The organism is Pseudomonas sp. NPDC087814, from assembly GCF_044742865.1.
Classification (GTDB): Bacteria; Pseudomonadota; Gammaproteobacteria; order Pseudomonadales; family Pseudomonadaceae; genus Aquipseudomonas.
On sequence record NZ_JBIUVK010000024.1, the window covers coordinates 76,802 to 89,536 of the forward strand.

The window sequence follows — 12,735 nt, forward strand, 5'->3', positions numbered from 1 at the left end:
CAGCCCAACTTCATCTGCGACCGCGGGAAGGGCTGGCGCAAGGAGAAATATCTTGACCGACAATAATGAAAACAACACAACTGGCAAGCGGCCTATCAATGTGGGCAGTTCCCGACGCGATGTTCTCAAGTTCGGAAGTATTGCCACGCTCGGCTCGATCCTGGGGGGCGGTGCCTTGCTCGGCAATGCCACGTCCGCTTTTGCCCAGGCTGACAGCAAGGGGCTACTTGCCCCAGATGAGCCTTTCAATATTTTGATCGTAAATTATGACGGCGGTACGCTTCTCGATTTCGCTGGCCCTAGCGAGATTTTTCACCGGCTGCCCAATACAAATGTTCGCTATGCAAGCCTCAATGGGGGCAACGTGACCCTCGAATTTGGGGTCGTGTACGGCAACACCGAACGACTGGCTGATATCAAGCAGACAGACTTAATCCTGGTTCCCGGCGGGTCTGATTTATCGGCGCCGATGCAACCGGAGTACCTGGCGCAGATCCGGCGGCTGGCTGAAGGGGCCAAGCACATTACGTCGGTTTGCAATGGATCGCTCGTACTGGCCGCCGCCGGCGTTCTCAACGGTAAGCGAAGCGCTTGCCACTGGGCCTTCGTCAACAAACTGGCTGAATATGGCGCGATCGGCGTTCCGGATCGTTTCGTAGAGGACGACAACGGCCGGTTCATGAGCGGCGGTGGCGTAACGGCAGGCATCGACTTCGCCATTCGCGTTGCCGCGAAAATGCGCGGGAACCTGGACGCCGAATTCACGCAACTGGCGATTGAATACGATCCTGATCCGCCGTTCCACTCCGGTCACCCCAGAGACGCTCGGCCGGAAGTCATCGCGATGGTCGACAAAATATTGCCTAACGCATCCAAGGGGCTCGCACGAATTCCGGGCGTTCGCTGAAACAAGTGGCAGGCATCATTATGGCCGCATCCCTTACTCCTAATGATGCCCGATTGACACGCGCCCGATCTGTTCAATCCGGCGCAGCACTCATTAACTCAAGTCAAAATGGGAAATCATTAGATGAAGTTTCATATTATTGCCGCTGCTCTCACAGCCTGCGTCTCGCTGTTTACCTTCTCTGTAGAGGCATCTGCAGGTGACCAGCAGCGCCCGCCTGAGGCGGCCATCAAAGCCGAGAATGCACGATTTGCGCAAGCTTACGGACAAGGTGATTATGCGGCGATCGGCCGTCTTTATACGAAGGATGGCGCACTCTTGCCACCTGGAGGCGGCAAAATCACTGGAGCCGCGGCAATCACGGAATACTTCAGCAAACAACATGTTGGGGCCAGGTCCGACACCGTGTCTTTCGCCAATTACGAGTTTTACGGTGACGGTCAGACCGTTACCGAAGTATCGGATGCCGAGATCCGTGATGCCGATGGAACGCTCAAGTACAGCGGGAAACAGACGCTGATCTTCCTGAAACAGGATGGCGTTTGGAAGTTGCATCGCGACATGTGGAACGATCACGCCCTTTAAGGTGAAGTGATGGCGATTCCCGGGTGAAACTCTTCGGTCTGCCGAAGCCTTGATGGGCCATCGAACCATCAACTGCTACCGCTGAGCCTGCTCTCACGTCGAATGGATTGCGGTGGATGCCCGTAGATTTTGACGAAGGCTCTGCGCATGCGTTCTGGATCGGTGAACCCTATGGCCAGCGCAATCTGCTCGATTGGTTCACTCCCGTCTTGCAGACGCAAACACGCCGCCTCAACTCGCAAGCGCTCGACCGCTTTGGCCGGCGTTTCACCCGTTTCTCGGCGGAATGCTCGTCCGAACTGTCGCAGGCTCAATCTCGCGGCGTCAGCAAGTCGCTCGACAGGCAGCGACTCTGCCAGGTGTTCTCTGGCAAAGTTCAGGGCGATGCGGATGCGATCCGACTCTGGCTCCATTTGTGACATCGCGGAGAATTGGGACTGGCCTCCCGGCCGACGATAGGGAACGACCAGGAGCCTGGAGACTTTGCGCGCAGTTTCCGCGCCCATATCCCGTTCAATCATGGCCAACGTCAAGTCGATTCCGGAGGCGATGCCCGCCGATGTCCAGATGCGTCCATCCGCGATATAAATGCTATCGCCCTCAACCCTGATATTGGGGAAGCGCATCTGCAATTGTGCGGTGTAGCTCCAGTGCGTTGTTGCTCTCAGACCGTCCAGCAGGCCGGTTTCCGCCAGCAAAAAAGCCCCTGTACACACACTTGCCACGCGCGAGGCCTTGGAGGCCAATTGCTTGGCAACCGCGATGTTCTCCGGTGACTGCATCGGCTCGATATCTCCGCCTACAAACACCACGGTATCAAACTTGCGGTTGCCGACCGGCCTTGTTTCGATCGGCAGGCCTGCATTGCCAACAATCAGCCCACCGGACGTCGAGATGACACGAAGATCATAAGGGGTATGGCCGGCAGCGGTGCTCACCTGATTAAAAGCAGAAAGTGGCCCTGCAAGATCCAGAGCATCGTGACCATGGCAAACGAAGAATCCAACGCGATGCATGTTGAGCGACCTCAAATATTCAGAAGGCTTTTTTTATAGATAACCCTCGAGTTACGCCATAGCAACTCATTTTTCGAGGCGCGTCGATGCTGAAACGAAATTGGCCGGAAGTAAGGGAAATATGTCGTTTGTGCCTTCGGGCGTCAGACGTACAGTCGACGGTCTGAGGTCAGCATGTCTGACGCTTAAGGGCTATCTCCAAAACAGCCGATTTGTAGGCTTAAGAGGCACGTGACATGGGCATTTTTGACTGGAAACACTGGATCGTCATTCTGGTGGTGGTCGTATTGGTTTTCGGCACCAAGAAACTCAAGACCCTGGGTACCGATGTCGGTGAGTCGATCAAGGGGTTTCGCAAAGCCATGAGTGATGAAGAAAAAACTGGCGGACAACCTCCAGTCCAGCCGCTGTATCAGCCGCAGACCCTCGACGCCACAGCACCACGATTCGAAGAGCCCATCCGCAAAGAATAGGTCGTGACGCATGTTTGGTATCAGTTTCTCTGAACTGTTGCTGGTTGCTCTCGTTGCCCTGCTGGTATTGGGCCCCGAGCGACTGCCGGGTGCCGCGCGTACTGCCGGGCTTTGGGTTGGGCGTTTGAAACGCAGCTTCAACATCATCAAACAGGACGTCGAGCGTGAACTCGGCGCTGACGAAATTCGCCGCCAATTGCGTCACGAGCATATCCCCGCGCAGGAAGAACACACGCCGCTGGTTGAGTTCGAGCCAGTGCAGCCTGCTCTTCCGGCTGAGCCAGTCTCGATGAACGCGCATTGCACCAATGAGCCGACATCATGACCACGAGTCCCATGAGCGAAATCCCGGAAAACGACCAGCCAATGTCGTTGGTCTCACACCTCACCGAACTGCGATCGCGTTTGCTGCGTTGTGTGCTGGCGATCTTCGTGATCTTCTGCGGACTGTTCTACTTCACGCAGAGGATCTACACATTCGTCTCGGCGCCGTTGCGCAAATTCTTGCCTGAAGGTGCGACGATGATTGCCACCGATGTGGCGTCGCCATTTATTACACCGTTCAAGCTGACCATTATGGTCGCGTTGTGCCTGGCTATGCCGGTGATCCTTTATCAGATCTGGGGTTTCATCGCGCCAGGTTTGTACACGCGCGAAAAGCGCGTCGCGGTACCGCTGCTGATTTCCAGCATTGCCCTGTTCTACGCAGGCATGGCGTTCGCCTACTTCCTTGTGTTCCCGTTGATTTTCCACTTCTTCGCCAGCGTCACCCCGCAAGGGGTGTCGATGATGACCGACATTGCCAGTTACCTGGATTTCGTCATGACGTTGTTTCTCGCTTTTGGCGTCGCGTTCGAGATTCCCGTTGCCGTGGTGCTGCTGGTGTGGATCGGCATCGTAGACGTCAAATACATGAAGAAGATTCGTCCGTACGTGGTCATAGGCTGCTTTGTGGTTGGCATGATTCTTACGCCGCCGGATATTTTTTCGCAGACGCTGCTTGCTGTGCCGATGTGGCTGCTGTTCGAAATCGGTGTGCTATGCAGTTCGATGGTGACCCCCCGTGGCGAGTACGAAGACGACTTGGAACAATCGCCAGTGGCCCGGTTGTGAGTTCGTTGTCGGCATCTGCTGGTTACTGAATTTCAGGCACAAAAAAAGACGTCCGTGGACGTCTTTAGATGATGAAGTGGTGGAGCCGGGGGGATTTGAACCCCCGTCCGCCAGTACTCCGCTGTCGGTACTACATGCGTAGCCGTTTCTATTAAGTTAACCCTCAGCGACCCGAAGGGCAGGGTGCTTTGGGCGAGTTGTGTAAGTTTTAGCCGCTTCGTCCACAACGTACTGCACGGCGATTCTGTTCTATATGACAATCACTTTGGGTTTACAGACATCCCCTGATGATTGCTGGACCCGAAGGTACCAGGAGGGAAGGGCTAAGGCTGCTTACGCAGCGAGAGCGTATTCCCCGTAGGTTTCGTCATTGGCAACTATAAGAAGTTGCAACAGTGGATTTACGAGTTCTGTTACCAACTCGGCATGCACCTAAAGTTTCGCAACCGGCGTCGAATCCTAAACGGCCCCGTGCTTGTAACTCGTTGTTTCTTAGTGAGTGACAAGCCTGTGCAGTGTACGTCAATCGGTCACAGAAGGCCAACCCGAAGGTTGGCCTCGGGCAATCAGCGAGTTACTGATTGCCGCCTTTGTCCGAGTCTTGCAGGCTTTGCAGGGCCTTGGAGGTGATCTCGATGCATTTCTTGTCATCGCCTGCCGCATGGGCTGCCTTGGCTTGGGAAACGGCGGTGTCGATTTCGCCAGATTTGCCGCTGGTGTCGGTGGCGAGCAACGCTTTACCGTTGTTGATTTTGTCCAGGTTGATTTGGCACAGATCGTCTTTTGTTCCGGCCGCAAACGCGGGGGAGGCCAGCATCGCAGCGGTAATGAACAAACCAGCAAGAGCGGAACGCTTCATGGGTATCTCCTTGTGCAAATAGGGCTCGATGCTGCCGGTTTTCCGTGCAGCCAGCGAGGTCACTGATGAGCCTCGTTTGTCGAGGCCTATGCAGATGACTACGCCGGCGCGCAGGGGTTCTGTTTTGTCGCTGGATTAGTCGAAAAACCCCGAAATCATTAGGTTTTGCACCCAAAGAGGGCGGCCCTAGTGGGCGCGCGCCTGAGTCACTCGATCCACCAGGTAGACCAATCCGTGGTAATCAATTCCACCGTGTTGCGTCAGGCCAATCTCACACGTACGGCTGGTGGAGATGCCTTCGCTGCAATACTGCACCGCGTCCTTCAGGCTGCGTAGCGAGTGGGCATTCAGTTCGGGCGTGGTAAAACCTTTGTCGCCGGCAAAACCACAACAATGAATGCCTTCAGGGATCACCACGTTTTTGCTGCAACGCCTGGCCAAGTCGATCAGCGCCTGGCTTTCTCCTAAATGCTGGGTGCTGCAGGTGACATGCACGGCGATCGGGGCTTCCTGGGGGGTGAAGTCGAGGCGGTCCATCAGGTGGGTGCGAATAAAACGCACGGGGTCGTAGAAGTCGAGGCGGGTTTCGGCCAGGTCCTGGGCCAGGCGCAGGGTGCACGGGCTGGTGTCGCAGTAAATCGGGTCGAGGCCGCCACGGCTGGCGTGGAGCAGGGCGCCGATCAGTTCCTGGCGTTTGTGTTCGGCTTGTTCCGCGTAGCCCTTGGATGCGAATGGTTGGCCGCAGCAGAGGTTGTCCTGATTGTCGGGAAAGACTACCTGGTAACCGGCTTTTTCCAGCAGGCCACGGGTTTTGTCGTACAGCGACATCTGTTCGTGGTCGCCGGCTGCCGGGCCCATCGCGCGTGATACGCAGGCGGCGAGGTACACCACGCGGGGTCGCTCATCGCTCACGGCGGGGCTGAAGCGAATGGCCTTTTCCGGTTGCGGCATGGCGTTGGTCCATTGGGGGATTTGCCCCTTGGACAGCCGGGTTACCGTGGCCGAGAGCTTCGCCAGTCGCGGAGCGCCCAGCAGCATGCGCGCACCGTTGGCCACGTGCAGGGTGAAGCGCGCACCTTGCAGTGCCGTGGCGAAGTGCGTCGACAGCCATTCGGCGGTTTTCGTACGGTCGGCGTCGCGGCTGCGCAGCTTTTTCACCAGGTCGCCGGTATTGATGCCTACCGGGCAGCGTTGGGCGCAAAGCCCGGTGGCCGCGCAGGTGTCGATGCCTTGGTATTGATAGGCCGCTTCCAGTTCAGTGGTGTCGATACCGGCGCGTTTCCTGGCCTGGATATCACGCCAGATCACAATGCGCTGGCGCGGGCTCAGGGTCAGTCCCTTTGATGGGCAAACCGGCTCGCAGAAGCCGCACTCGATGCACTTATCCACAAGCTCGTCCGCGGCCGGCAGCGGCTTGAGGTGCTTGAGGTGGATTTGCGGGTCTTCACTGAGTACCACGTCCGGGTTGAGAATGCCGTTGGGGTCAAGCAGGCGCTTGAGCTGCCACATCAATTGGTAGGCATCGCTGCCCCATTCCAGCTCGACGAAGGGCGCCATGTTGCGACCGGTGCCATGCTCCGCCTTCAACGAACCGCCAAACTCCACGGCCACCAGTTGTGCGACGTCGTCCATGAACGCCTGGTAGCGTGCGACTTCTTGCGCGCTGTTGAAGCCTTGGGTGAAGACGAAGTGCAGATTGCCTTCCAGGGCGTGTCCGAAAAGGATCGCTTCGTCGTAGTGATGTTTGTCGAACAACTCGATCAGGCGATTAACGCCAATGGCCAGTTGTTCCACCGGGAAGGTGACGTCTTCGATAATTACGGTGGTGCCGGTTTTACGCACGGCGCCTACGGCGGGGAAGGTGTCTTTGCGGATCGCCCACAGCCGGGCGTTTTCCACCGGGTCTTCAGTGAAGTCGACTTGTTTCTCCACCGGGAAGCTGGCCAGGGAAGCCATGATCAGTGCCAGTTGCTCATGCAGCAGCGAGGGCGAGGCGGCGCGGGATTCGATCAACAGGGCGCAGGCATTTTCCGATAGCTGCTGTACGAAAGCCGGCATGCCGGGTTTGTCCTGCACCGAACGCATGCTACGGCGGTCCAGTAGTTCAACCGCTGAAACAGGTTGGGTTTTGAGTACCGTCACTGCGTTGCAGCAGGTTTCCACATCCGGGAACACGATCAGGGCCGAGGCTTTGTTCGGGTGGTCGATCACCGTGTCGTAGGTCACTGCGCTGATAAAGCCCAGGGTGCCTTCGGAGCCGACCAGCAAATGGCTGAGGATATCCAGTGGCTCGTCGAAATCCACCAGGGCGTTGAGTGACAACCCGGTGGTATTTTTCAGACGGTATTTGTGGCGGATTTTCGCAGCCAATTCGGCGTTGGCCCGCGTTTCGCGGCCCAGGGTCGCCAGGCGTTCAAGCAGGTCGCCGTGACGTTGGCGAAAGGCCGCAACACTGGCCGGATCTTCGGTGTCCAGGCGGCTGCCGTCGGCCAGCACCAAGCGAATTCCTGCCAGGGTGTGATAGGTATTCTGCGCCGTGCCGCAGCACATGCCGCTGGCATTGTTGGCGACGATGCCGCCAATTTTGCAGGCATTGATCGACGCCGGGTCCGGGCCGATCTTGCGCCCGAACGGTGCCAGCCAGGCGTTGGCTTGCGCCCCGATCACGCCGGGCTGCAAGCGGATTTGTGTGCCCTGGCCGCGAATCTCGCGCCCGTTCCAATTGTCCCCCAGCACGATCAGTACCGAGTCGCTGATGGCCTGTCCCGAAAGGCTGGTGCCCGCCGCACGAAAGGTCACCGGCACGCGACCGCGTTGGGCCAGTTGCAGCAGCGCCACCACCTCATCTTCCGACTCAACACGGATTACCAGTTGTGGGATCAGTCGGTAAAAGCTGGCGTCGGTGCCGAAGGCGAGGGTGGAGAGTGGATCGTCGAAACGACGATCTTTCGGGATCAGTTGTGCGGCGTCGCTCAGAAAAGCAGCAGGCAGGCTCATCGGTCCTCCAGAAATAGCAGACGCCGGAATCGCTGCCCGGCGTCGGTTCTTACCCTATCGCGTGCAGGTCTTAGTGCACCAGCATACCGGTGAACCAGTAAGCCTGGGCCAAGGTGATCAGCCCGACGATCGTCGCGAAAAACAGGCTGTGCTTGAGGGTAAAGCGGAACAGGTCGGATTCCTTGCCCACCAGGCCAGTGGCGGCGCATGCCACGGCGATCGACTGCGGCGAGATCATCTTGCCGGTCACGCCGCCGCTGGTGTTCGCCGCTACCAGCAAGGTGTCGTTGACGCCGATCTGGTGCGCGGTGGTGGCTTGCAGCGAACTGAACAGTGCGTTGGATGAAGTATCAGAACCCGTCAGGAATACCCCGAGCCAGCCAAGGAATGGCGAGAAGAACGGGAATGCCGCGCCGGTAGCCGCCAGCACCAGGGCCATGGTTGATGACATGCCCGAATAGTTGGTGACGAAGGCAAAGGCCAGCACCATGCCGATGGACAGGATCGGCCAGCGCAGCTCATAAAAGGTTTCTTTCAAGGTGGTCAGACCAGTTTTGAAATCAATCTTCAGCACCAGCATCGATACCAGGGCGGAGAAGAAAATCGCCGTGCCGGTCGCGGAAATCGGATCAAGCTTGAATACCGCCGGGATTGCCGTCGGGGTGGCAACGATGGGCGCAACCTTGATCACCAGTTGATCCAGGTGCGGGATCGCAAAGTTGAATACCGAGCTGTACATCGCGCCGCCGGCGGCGAACATCGCCTTGAACGGCTTGAGGGTCCAGATGGTGACCAGCACGGTCAGGATCAGGAACGGCGACCAGGCCTTGAAAATTTCCCCCAGGCTGTAAGGCGAAGCCAGGGTGTTGCGAGGCAGGCCAAAGCCACCGGCGCTGGCAGTGACGGCAGTGCCGGACGTTGCGCCAACGATTTGCGCGCCGGCACTACGCTTGGGCTGCCAGACTTTCAGGAACAGGGTCAGGGAAATCAGGCTGGCCAGGGCCGAGGTGATGTCCGGCAGTTCCGGGCCGATGTAGTTCGAGGTGAAGAACTGGGTAACGGCGAAGCTCAGGCCCGCAACCAGCGCGGCAGGCCAGGTTTCCTTGACGCCGCGCAGGCCGTCCATCATGAACACCAGCCAGAACGGCACGAACAGCGACAGCAGCGGCAGCTGGCGACCGGCCATGGCGCCGATCTTGAATGCATCGATCCCGGTCACCTGCCCGGCCACGATGATTGGAATCCCCAGTGCGCCGAACGCAACGGGGGCGGTATTGGCAATCAGGCACAGGCCGGCGGCATACAGCGGGTTGAAACCCAGGCCTACCAGCAGTGCGGCAGTAATCGCCACCGGTGCACCGAAACCGGCGGCGCCTTCCAGGAACGCGCCGAAGCAGAAGCCGATCAGCAGCACTTGCAGGCGCTGGTCGTCGGTAATCGACAGCACGGAGCTGCGGATGATTTCGAACTGGCCGCTCTTGACCGTCAGTTTGTACAGGAATACGGCGGCGACGATGATCCAGGCGATTGGCCATAGGCCGTAGGCGAAGCCATAACCGGCGGCGGCGAGCGCCATGTCGACCGGCATCTGGAAGGCAAAGATCGCCACCAGGATCGACAGTGCCAGGGTGATGCTGCCCGCAACGTGGCCTTTGAGGCGAAACACCGCCAGGGCCAGGAAGAAAAATACGATGGGAATGACGGCGGCCAGTGCGGACAGGCCGAGGCTGCCGAGCGGGCTGTAGAGCTGTTGCCAGGTTTGCATATGGGGTGGCCCCTAATTGTTGTTGGTCAGGCACTGCTTGGATGATTTGGGTAATTGGTATTACCAATTTACAATCACCGTTGGCTAGGTTAAAAGCCTTCTGGGGGATGTGTCAATTTGCCGCTTGTGAATCTTTGGTCGTAGGTCGGGGTTGATGGGTGCTGATTGGCTTAAACGAGGGCGTTCTGATAGGTGCCGGATACGCGGCGATAGGCCAGAATAGGGGCCCCGGCGAGTGGTCGGGATGGTGGAGAGTGAGTTATGGGGTTTGATCAGGTGCGTCAGCGCCGTTTGTCTGACGACATCGTCGAGCAGCTTGAGGGCATGATCCTTGAGGGCACGCTGAAGTCGGGCGAGCGCTTGCCGGCCGAGCGCGCACTGGCCGAGCAGTTCGGGGTGTCGCGTCCGTCGTTGCGTGAGGCGATCCAGAAGCTGGTGGCAAAAGGTTTGCTGATCAGTCGCCAGGGTGGTGGCAATTATGTGGTGGAGTCGCTGGGTTCAACCTTCAGTGATCCGCTGCTGCATCTGCTGGAAAATAATCCGGAGGCTCAGCGTGATCTTCTGGAGTTTCGTCAGACCCTGGAGGCCTCGTGCGCGTATTACGCAGCGTTGCGTGCCACTGAGGTGGACCGCGAGCGGCTAACGGCAGCGTTCGAGGAGTTGCAGGATTGCTACACGCGGTCGGATGAAGTGAGCCGGGCGGAAGAGGGCGCGGCGGATGCGAGGTTTCACCTGGCCATCGCCGAGGCCAGCCATAACGCGGTATTGCTGCACACCATTCGCGGCCTGTTCGACCTGCTCAAGCGCAACGTGGTGACCAACATTGGTGGCATGTATCAGCAGCGCACGGAGACTCGGGACATGCTGATCAATCAGCACCGGGACCTGTACCTGGCGATTATCGAGGGGCGTGCCGAGCAGGCACGGGAAGTCTCAACACGTCACCTGCTGTATGTGCAGGAAGTGCTGGAGGAAGTGCGGCAGGAGGTTCAGCGCATGGCCCGGGCGGAGCGGCGCAAAGGGATGTAGCAAATGCTGTGGATGAGGGAGCCGGCTCCCTCATCCACATCAAGTCACAAGAAAGTCAGTCTTCCTTGCCCTTGTTACGCACGGCACGCTGCAATTCCCGGTTGGAATCGCGCTCGCGCTCGGTATCACGCTTGTCGTATTCCTTCTTGCCCTTGCCCAGTGCGATCTCGCACTTGACCAGGTGCTTGCTCCAGTACCACGACAGGCAGACACAGGCGTAGCCCTTTTGCTGAACGGCCGCGTGGAGTTTTTCCAGCTCGCGGGCATTGAGCAACAGCTTGCGCGTGCGCACCGGGTCGGCGATCACGTGGGTGCTGGCGGTCATCAGCGGCGTGATATGACTGCCGAGCAGCCATGCCTCGCCGTCTTTGAGCAGCACATAACTGTCGACCAGCTGCAGCTTGCTGGCACGCAGACTTTTTACTTCCCAGCCGGCCAGGACCAGACCAGCCTCGAAACGATGTTCGATGAAGTAATCGTGTCGCGCCTTTTTATTTTGCGCGATGGTCCCTGTTGGGTGTTTCTTTTGTTTAGCCATAGGGGCGGCATTATAGGGAGTTGCGAGCGCGTCGGCTACGGTCAACCTGCGTGCTTGAGCGTGTTGAATGAATCCCGGACAATGCAGGCTGGTTTTTGATTTTTTTCTTTCGCGAATCCTGTTGTCCTTTCGCGATGTTTGCCGCTCAGCTGTGGAAATAACGCTCACATGACGACGCATATTCAACGTTCGGCCCTGCTGCCTTATCCGGCACAGGCGCTCTATGACCTGGTCAACGACGTGGCGCGTTACCCGGAGTTCCTGCCTTGGTGTTCGACTGCCGAGGTGTTGGAGAGCAGTGATGCGCACATGGTTGCCAGCGTGGGGGTGGCAAAGGGCGGCTTGAGCCAGCACTTTGTCACGCGCAACACGCTGGTGCCCGGGCAGTCCATCGAGATGAATCTCGAAGAAGGTCCGTTCACTCAGTTGCACGGTGTGTGGGTGTTCAAGGCGTTGAACGAGAAAGCCTGCAAGATCAGCCTGGACCTGTCGTTCGACTATGCCGGCCCTATCGTGCGTGCCACGCTGGGGCCACTGTTCAATCAGGCGGCCAATACTCTGGTGGACGCGTTTTGCCAGCGCGCCAAGCAAATGCATGGCTGAGCCATTGGTTGAAATCGAGGTGGTGTACGCCGCGGTGGATCGCCAGGTGTTGATGAGCCTGGCAGTAGCGCCGGGCTCAACCCTCAGGGCTGCAGTCTTGGGCTCGGGAATGGCTGCGCAATTTCCGGAGCTGAATCTGCAGGATTGCCCCTTGGGGATTTTCGGCAAGGTGGTGGCAGACCCTGACGTGCGTGTGGTGCAGGCTGGAGACCGAATCGAGATCTATCGGCCATTGCTCGCAGATCCGATGGAGATACGTCGTTTGCGTGCGGCCAAGGCCGCCAAGGCAAAACAGCAGAATTCATAGCTTGAGAAACGGCAGGCAACAAAAAGCCCGGCATGCCGGGCTTTTTATCGAGCGCTGCAAACTTATTGCGGGCTGGCATCCAGAGGTTCTGGAGTCGGCACCGGAACGGTTTGTACGCCGTCGACGCCTTTCTGGATCTCGTCCAGCAAGGAGCCGGGCTTGGCCGGTACCTCGGACTTGGGCTTCTCCTCGTTCTGCGCGGGCGCAGGAGCGGTGGTGCCGTTGTCCTTGCCCAGCAAGGCTTCATCGCGGCTTACGCCCGGTTTGAAGTCCCCCGACAGGCTGACGAGCTGGTCATTGCCATTGAAGATGACACTGACCCGCTCCTGCTGGCGTTCACCGCCACCAGGTTGGATGCTATAGAGATAATCCCAGCGATCGGCATGGAATGTGTCGGTCAGCAGGGGATTGCCCATGATAAACCGTACTTGCCGTCGGGTCATTCCCGGGCGTAACTGGTCTATCATGTCCTGCGTGACGACATTGCCCTGCTGGATGTCGATTTTGTAAACCCCGGGGAATGAACAACCGGCGAGTGCCAGC

14 protein-coding genes and 1 other RNA gene are annotated in these 12,735 nt (G+C 58.3%); 8 read left to right on the forward strand and 7 right to left on the reverse strand.

Going from position 1 to position 12,735, the window contains the following annotated elements:
* The first annotated feature begins 52 nt into the window (after positions 1 to 52).
* Positions 53 to 907 (forward strand): DJ-1/PfpI family protein, encoded by an 855-nt coding sequence (locus tag ACIOMR_RS18445; RefSeq protein WP_003212262.1) that lies wholly within the window; start codon positions 53 to 55, stop codon positions 905 to 907.
* A 123-nt stretch (positions 908 to 1,030) separates the two neighbouring features.
* Positions 1,031 to 1,492 carry a DUF4440 domain-containing protein gene (locus ACIOMR_RS18450; protein ID WP_003212260.1) on the forward strand — a complete coding sequence of 154 codons (462 nt, stop codon included), beginning with the start codon at positions 1,031 to 1,033 and terminating at the stop codon, positions 1,490 to 1,492.
* Between the two features lie 68 nt (positions 1,493 to 1,560).
* On the opposite strand, the gene ACIOMR_RS18455 is transcribed toward ACIOMR_RS18450, so the two are convergent.
* Positions 1,561 to 2,508, reverse strand: a complete 948-nt coding sequence (locus tag ACIOMR_RS18455) for a GlxA family transcriptional regulator (RefSeq protein ID WP_003212258.1) — start codon at positions 2,506 to 2,508, stop codon at positions 1,561 to 1,563.
* Between the two features lie 236 nt (positions 2,509 to 2,744).
* On the opposite strand from ACIOMR_RS18455, the gene ACIOMR_RS18460 reads away from it, so the two are divergent.
* The 3 genes from ACIOMR_RS18460 to tatC are packed head-to-tail and all read left to right on the forward strand — an operon-like array spanning position 2,745 to position 4,094.
* The gene (locus tag ACIOMR_RS18460) at positions 2,745 to 2,981 is read left to right on the forward strand and encodes a twin-arginine translocase TatA/TatE family subunit (protein WP_003212256.1); all 237 of its coding nucleotides are present in this window, start codon (positions 2,745 to 2,747) and stop codon (positions 2,979 to 2,981) included.
* A gap of 10 nt (positions 2,982 to 2,991) precedes the next feature.
* Complete coding sequence (gene tatB / locus ACIOMR_RS18465; RefSeq protein ID WP_003212255.1) at positions 2,992 to 3,306, forward strand: Sec-independent protein translocase protein TatB; 315 nt, start codon at positions 2,992 to 2,994, stop codon at positions 3,304 to 3,306.
* 11 nt (positions 3,307 to 3,317) lie between these two features.
* Complete coding sequence (gene tatC, locus ACIOMR_RS18470) at positions 3,318 to 4,094, forward strand: twin-arginine translocase subunit TatC (protein ID WP_043226579.1); 777 nt, start codon at positions 3,318 to 3,320, stop codon at positions 4,092 to 4,094.
* 77 nt (positions 4,095 to 4,171) lie between these two features.
* Here tatC and ssrA read toward each other — a convergent pair.
* The 4 genes from ssrA to ACIOMR_RS18490 form a co-directional block, all read right to left on the reverse strand.
* Positions 4,172 to 4,565: a transfer-messenger RNA gene (gene ssrA, locus ACIOMR_RS18475) on the reverse strand.
* Between the two features lie 103 nt (positions 4,566 to 4,668).
* Positions 4,669 to 4,953, reverse strand: a complete 285-nt coding sequence (locus ACIOMR_RS18480; protein WP_008436825.1) for a hypothetical protein — start codon at positions 4,951 to 4,953, stop codon at positions 4,669 to 4,671.
* A 186-nt stretch (positions 4,954 to 5,139) separates the two neighbouring features.
* Positions 5,140 to 7,950 (reverse strand): FAD-binding and (Fe-S)-binding domain-containing protein, encoded by a 2,811-nt coding sequence (locus tag ACIOMR_RS18485; protein WP_401195667.1) that lies wholly within the window; start codon positions 7,948 to 7,950, stop codon positions 5,140 to 5,142.
* Positions 7,951 to 8,020: 70 nt separating this feature from the next.
* A complete protein-coding gene (locus tag ACIOMR_RS18490; RefSeq protein WP_003212243.1) occupies positions 8,021 to 9,715 on the reverse strand; it encodes a lactate permease LctP family transporter in 1,695 nt (564 codons plus the stop codon).
* Positions 9,716 to 9,976: 261 nt separating this feature from the next.
* Between ACIOMR_RS18490 and ACIOMR_RS18495 the strand changes: the two genes are divergently transcribed.
* Complete coding sequence (locus tag ACIOMR_RS18495) at positions 9,977 to 10,744, forward strand: FCD domain-containing protein (RefSeq protein WP_003212240.1); 768 nt, start codon at positions 9,977 to 9,979, stop codon at positions 10,742 to 10,744.
* A 55-nt stretch (positions 10,745 to 10,799) separates the two neighbouring features.
* Here ACIOMR_RS18495 and smpB read toward each other — a convergent pair whose 3' ends face one another.
* Positions 10,800 to 11,282 (reverse strand): SsrA-binding protein SmpB, encoded by a 483-nt coding sequence (gene smpB / locus ACIOMR_RS18500; protein ID WP_003212238.1) that lies wholly within the window; start codon positions 11,280 to 11,282, stop codon positions 10,800 to 10,802.
* A gap of 168 nt (positions 11,283 to 11,450) precedes the next feature.
* Here smpB and ACIOMR_RS18505 point away from each other — a divergent pair, with 168 nt between their 5' ends.
* The gene (locus ACIOMR_RS18505; protein ID WP_177037066.1) at positions 11,451 to 11,885 is read left to right on the forward strand and encodes a type II toxin-antitoxin system RatA family toxin; all 435 of its coding nucleotides are present in this window, start codon (positions 11,451 to 11,453) and stop codon (positions 11,883 to 11,885) included.
* The gene (locus ACIOMR_RS18510; protein WP_401195670.1) at positions 11,878 to 12,192 is read left to right on the forward strand and encodes an RnfH family protein; all 315 of its coding nucleotides are present in this window, start codon (positions 11,878 to 11,880) and stop codon (positions 12,190 to 12,192) included. Before ACIOMR_RS18505 ends, ACIOMR_RS18510 begins: the two co-directional genes overlap by 8 nt.
* Before the next feature lie 62 nt (positions 12,193 to 12,254).
* On the opposite strand, the gene ACIOMR_RS18515 is transcribed toward ACIOMR_RS18510, so the two are convergent.
* A complete protein-coding gene (locus ACIOMR_RS18515) occupies positions 12,255 to 12,734 on the reverse strand; it encodes an outer membrane protein assembly factor BamE (protein ID WP_401195673.1) in 480 nt (159 codons plus the stop codon).
* Between the last annotated feature and the right edge of the window lies 1 nt (position 12,735).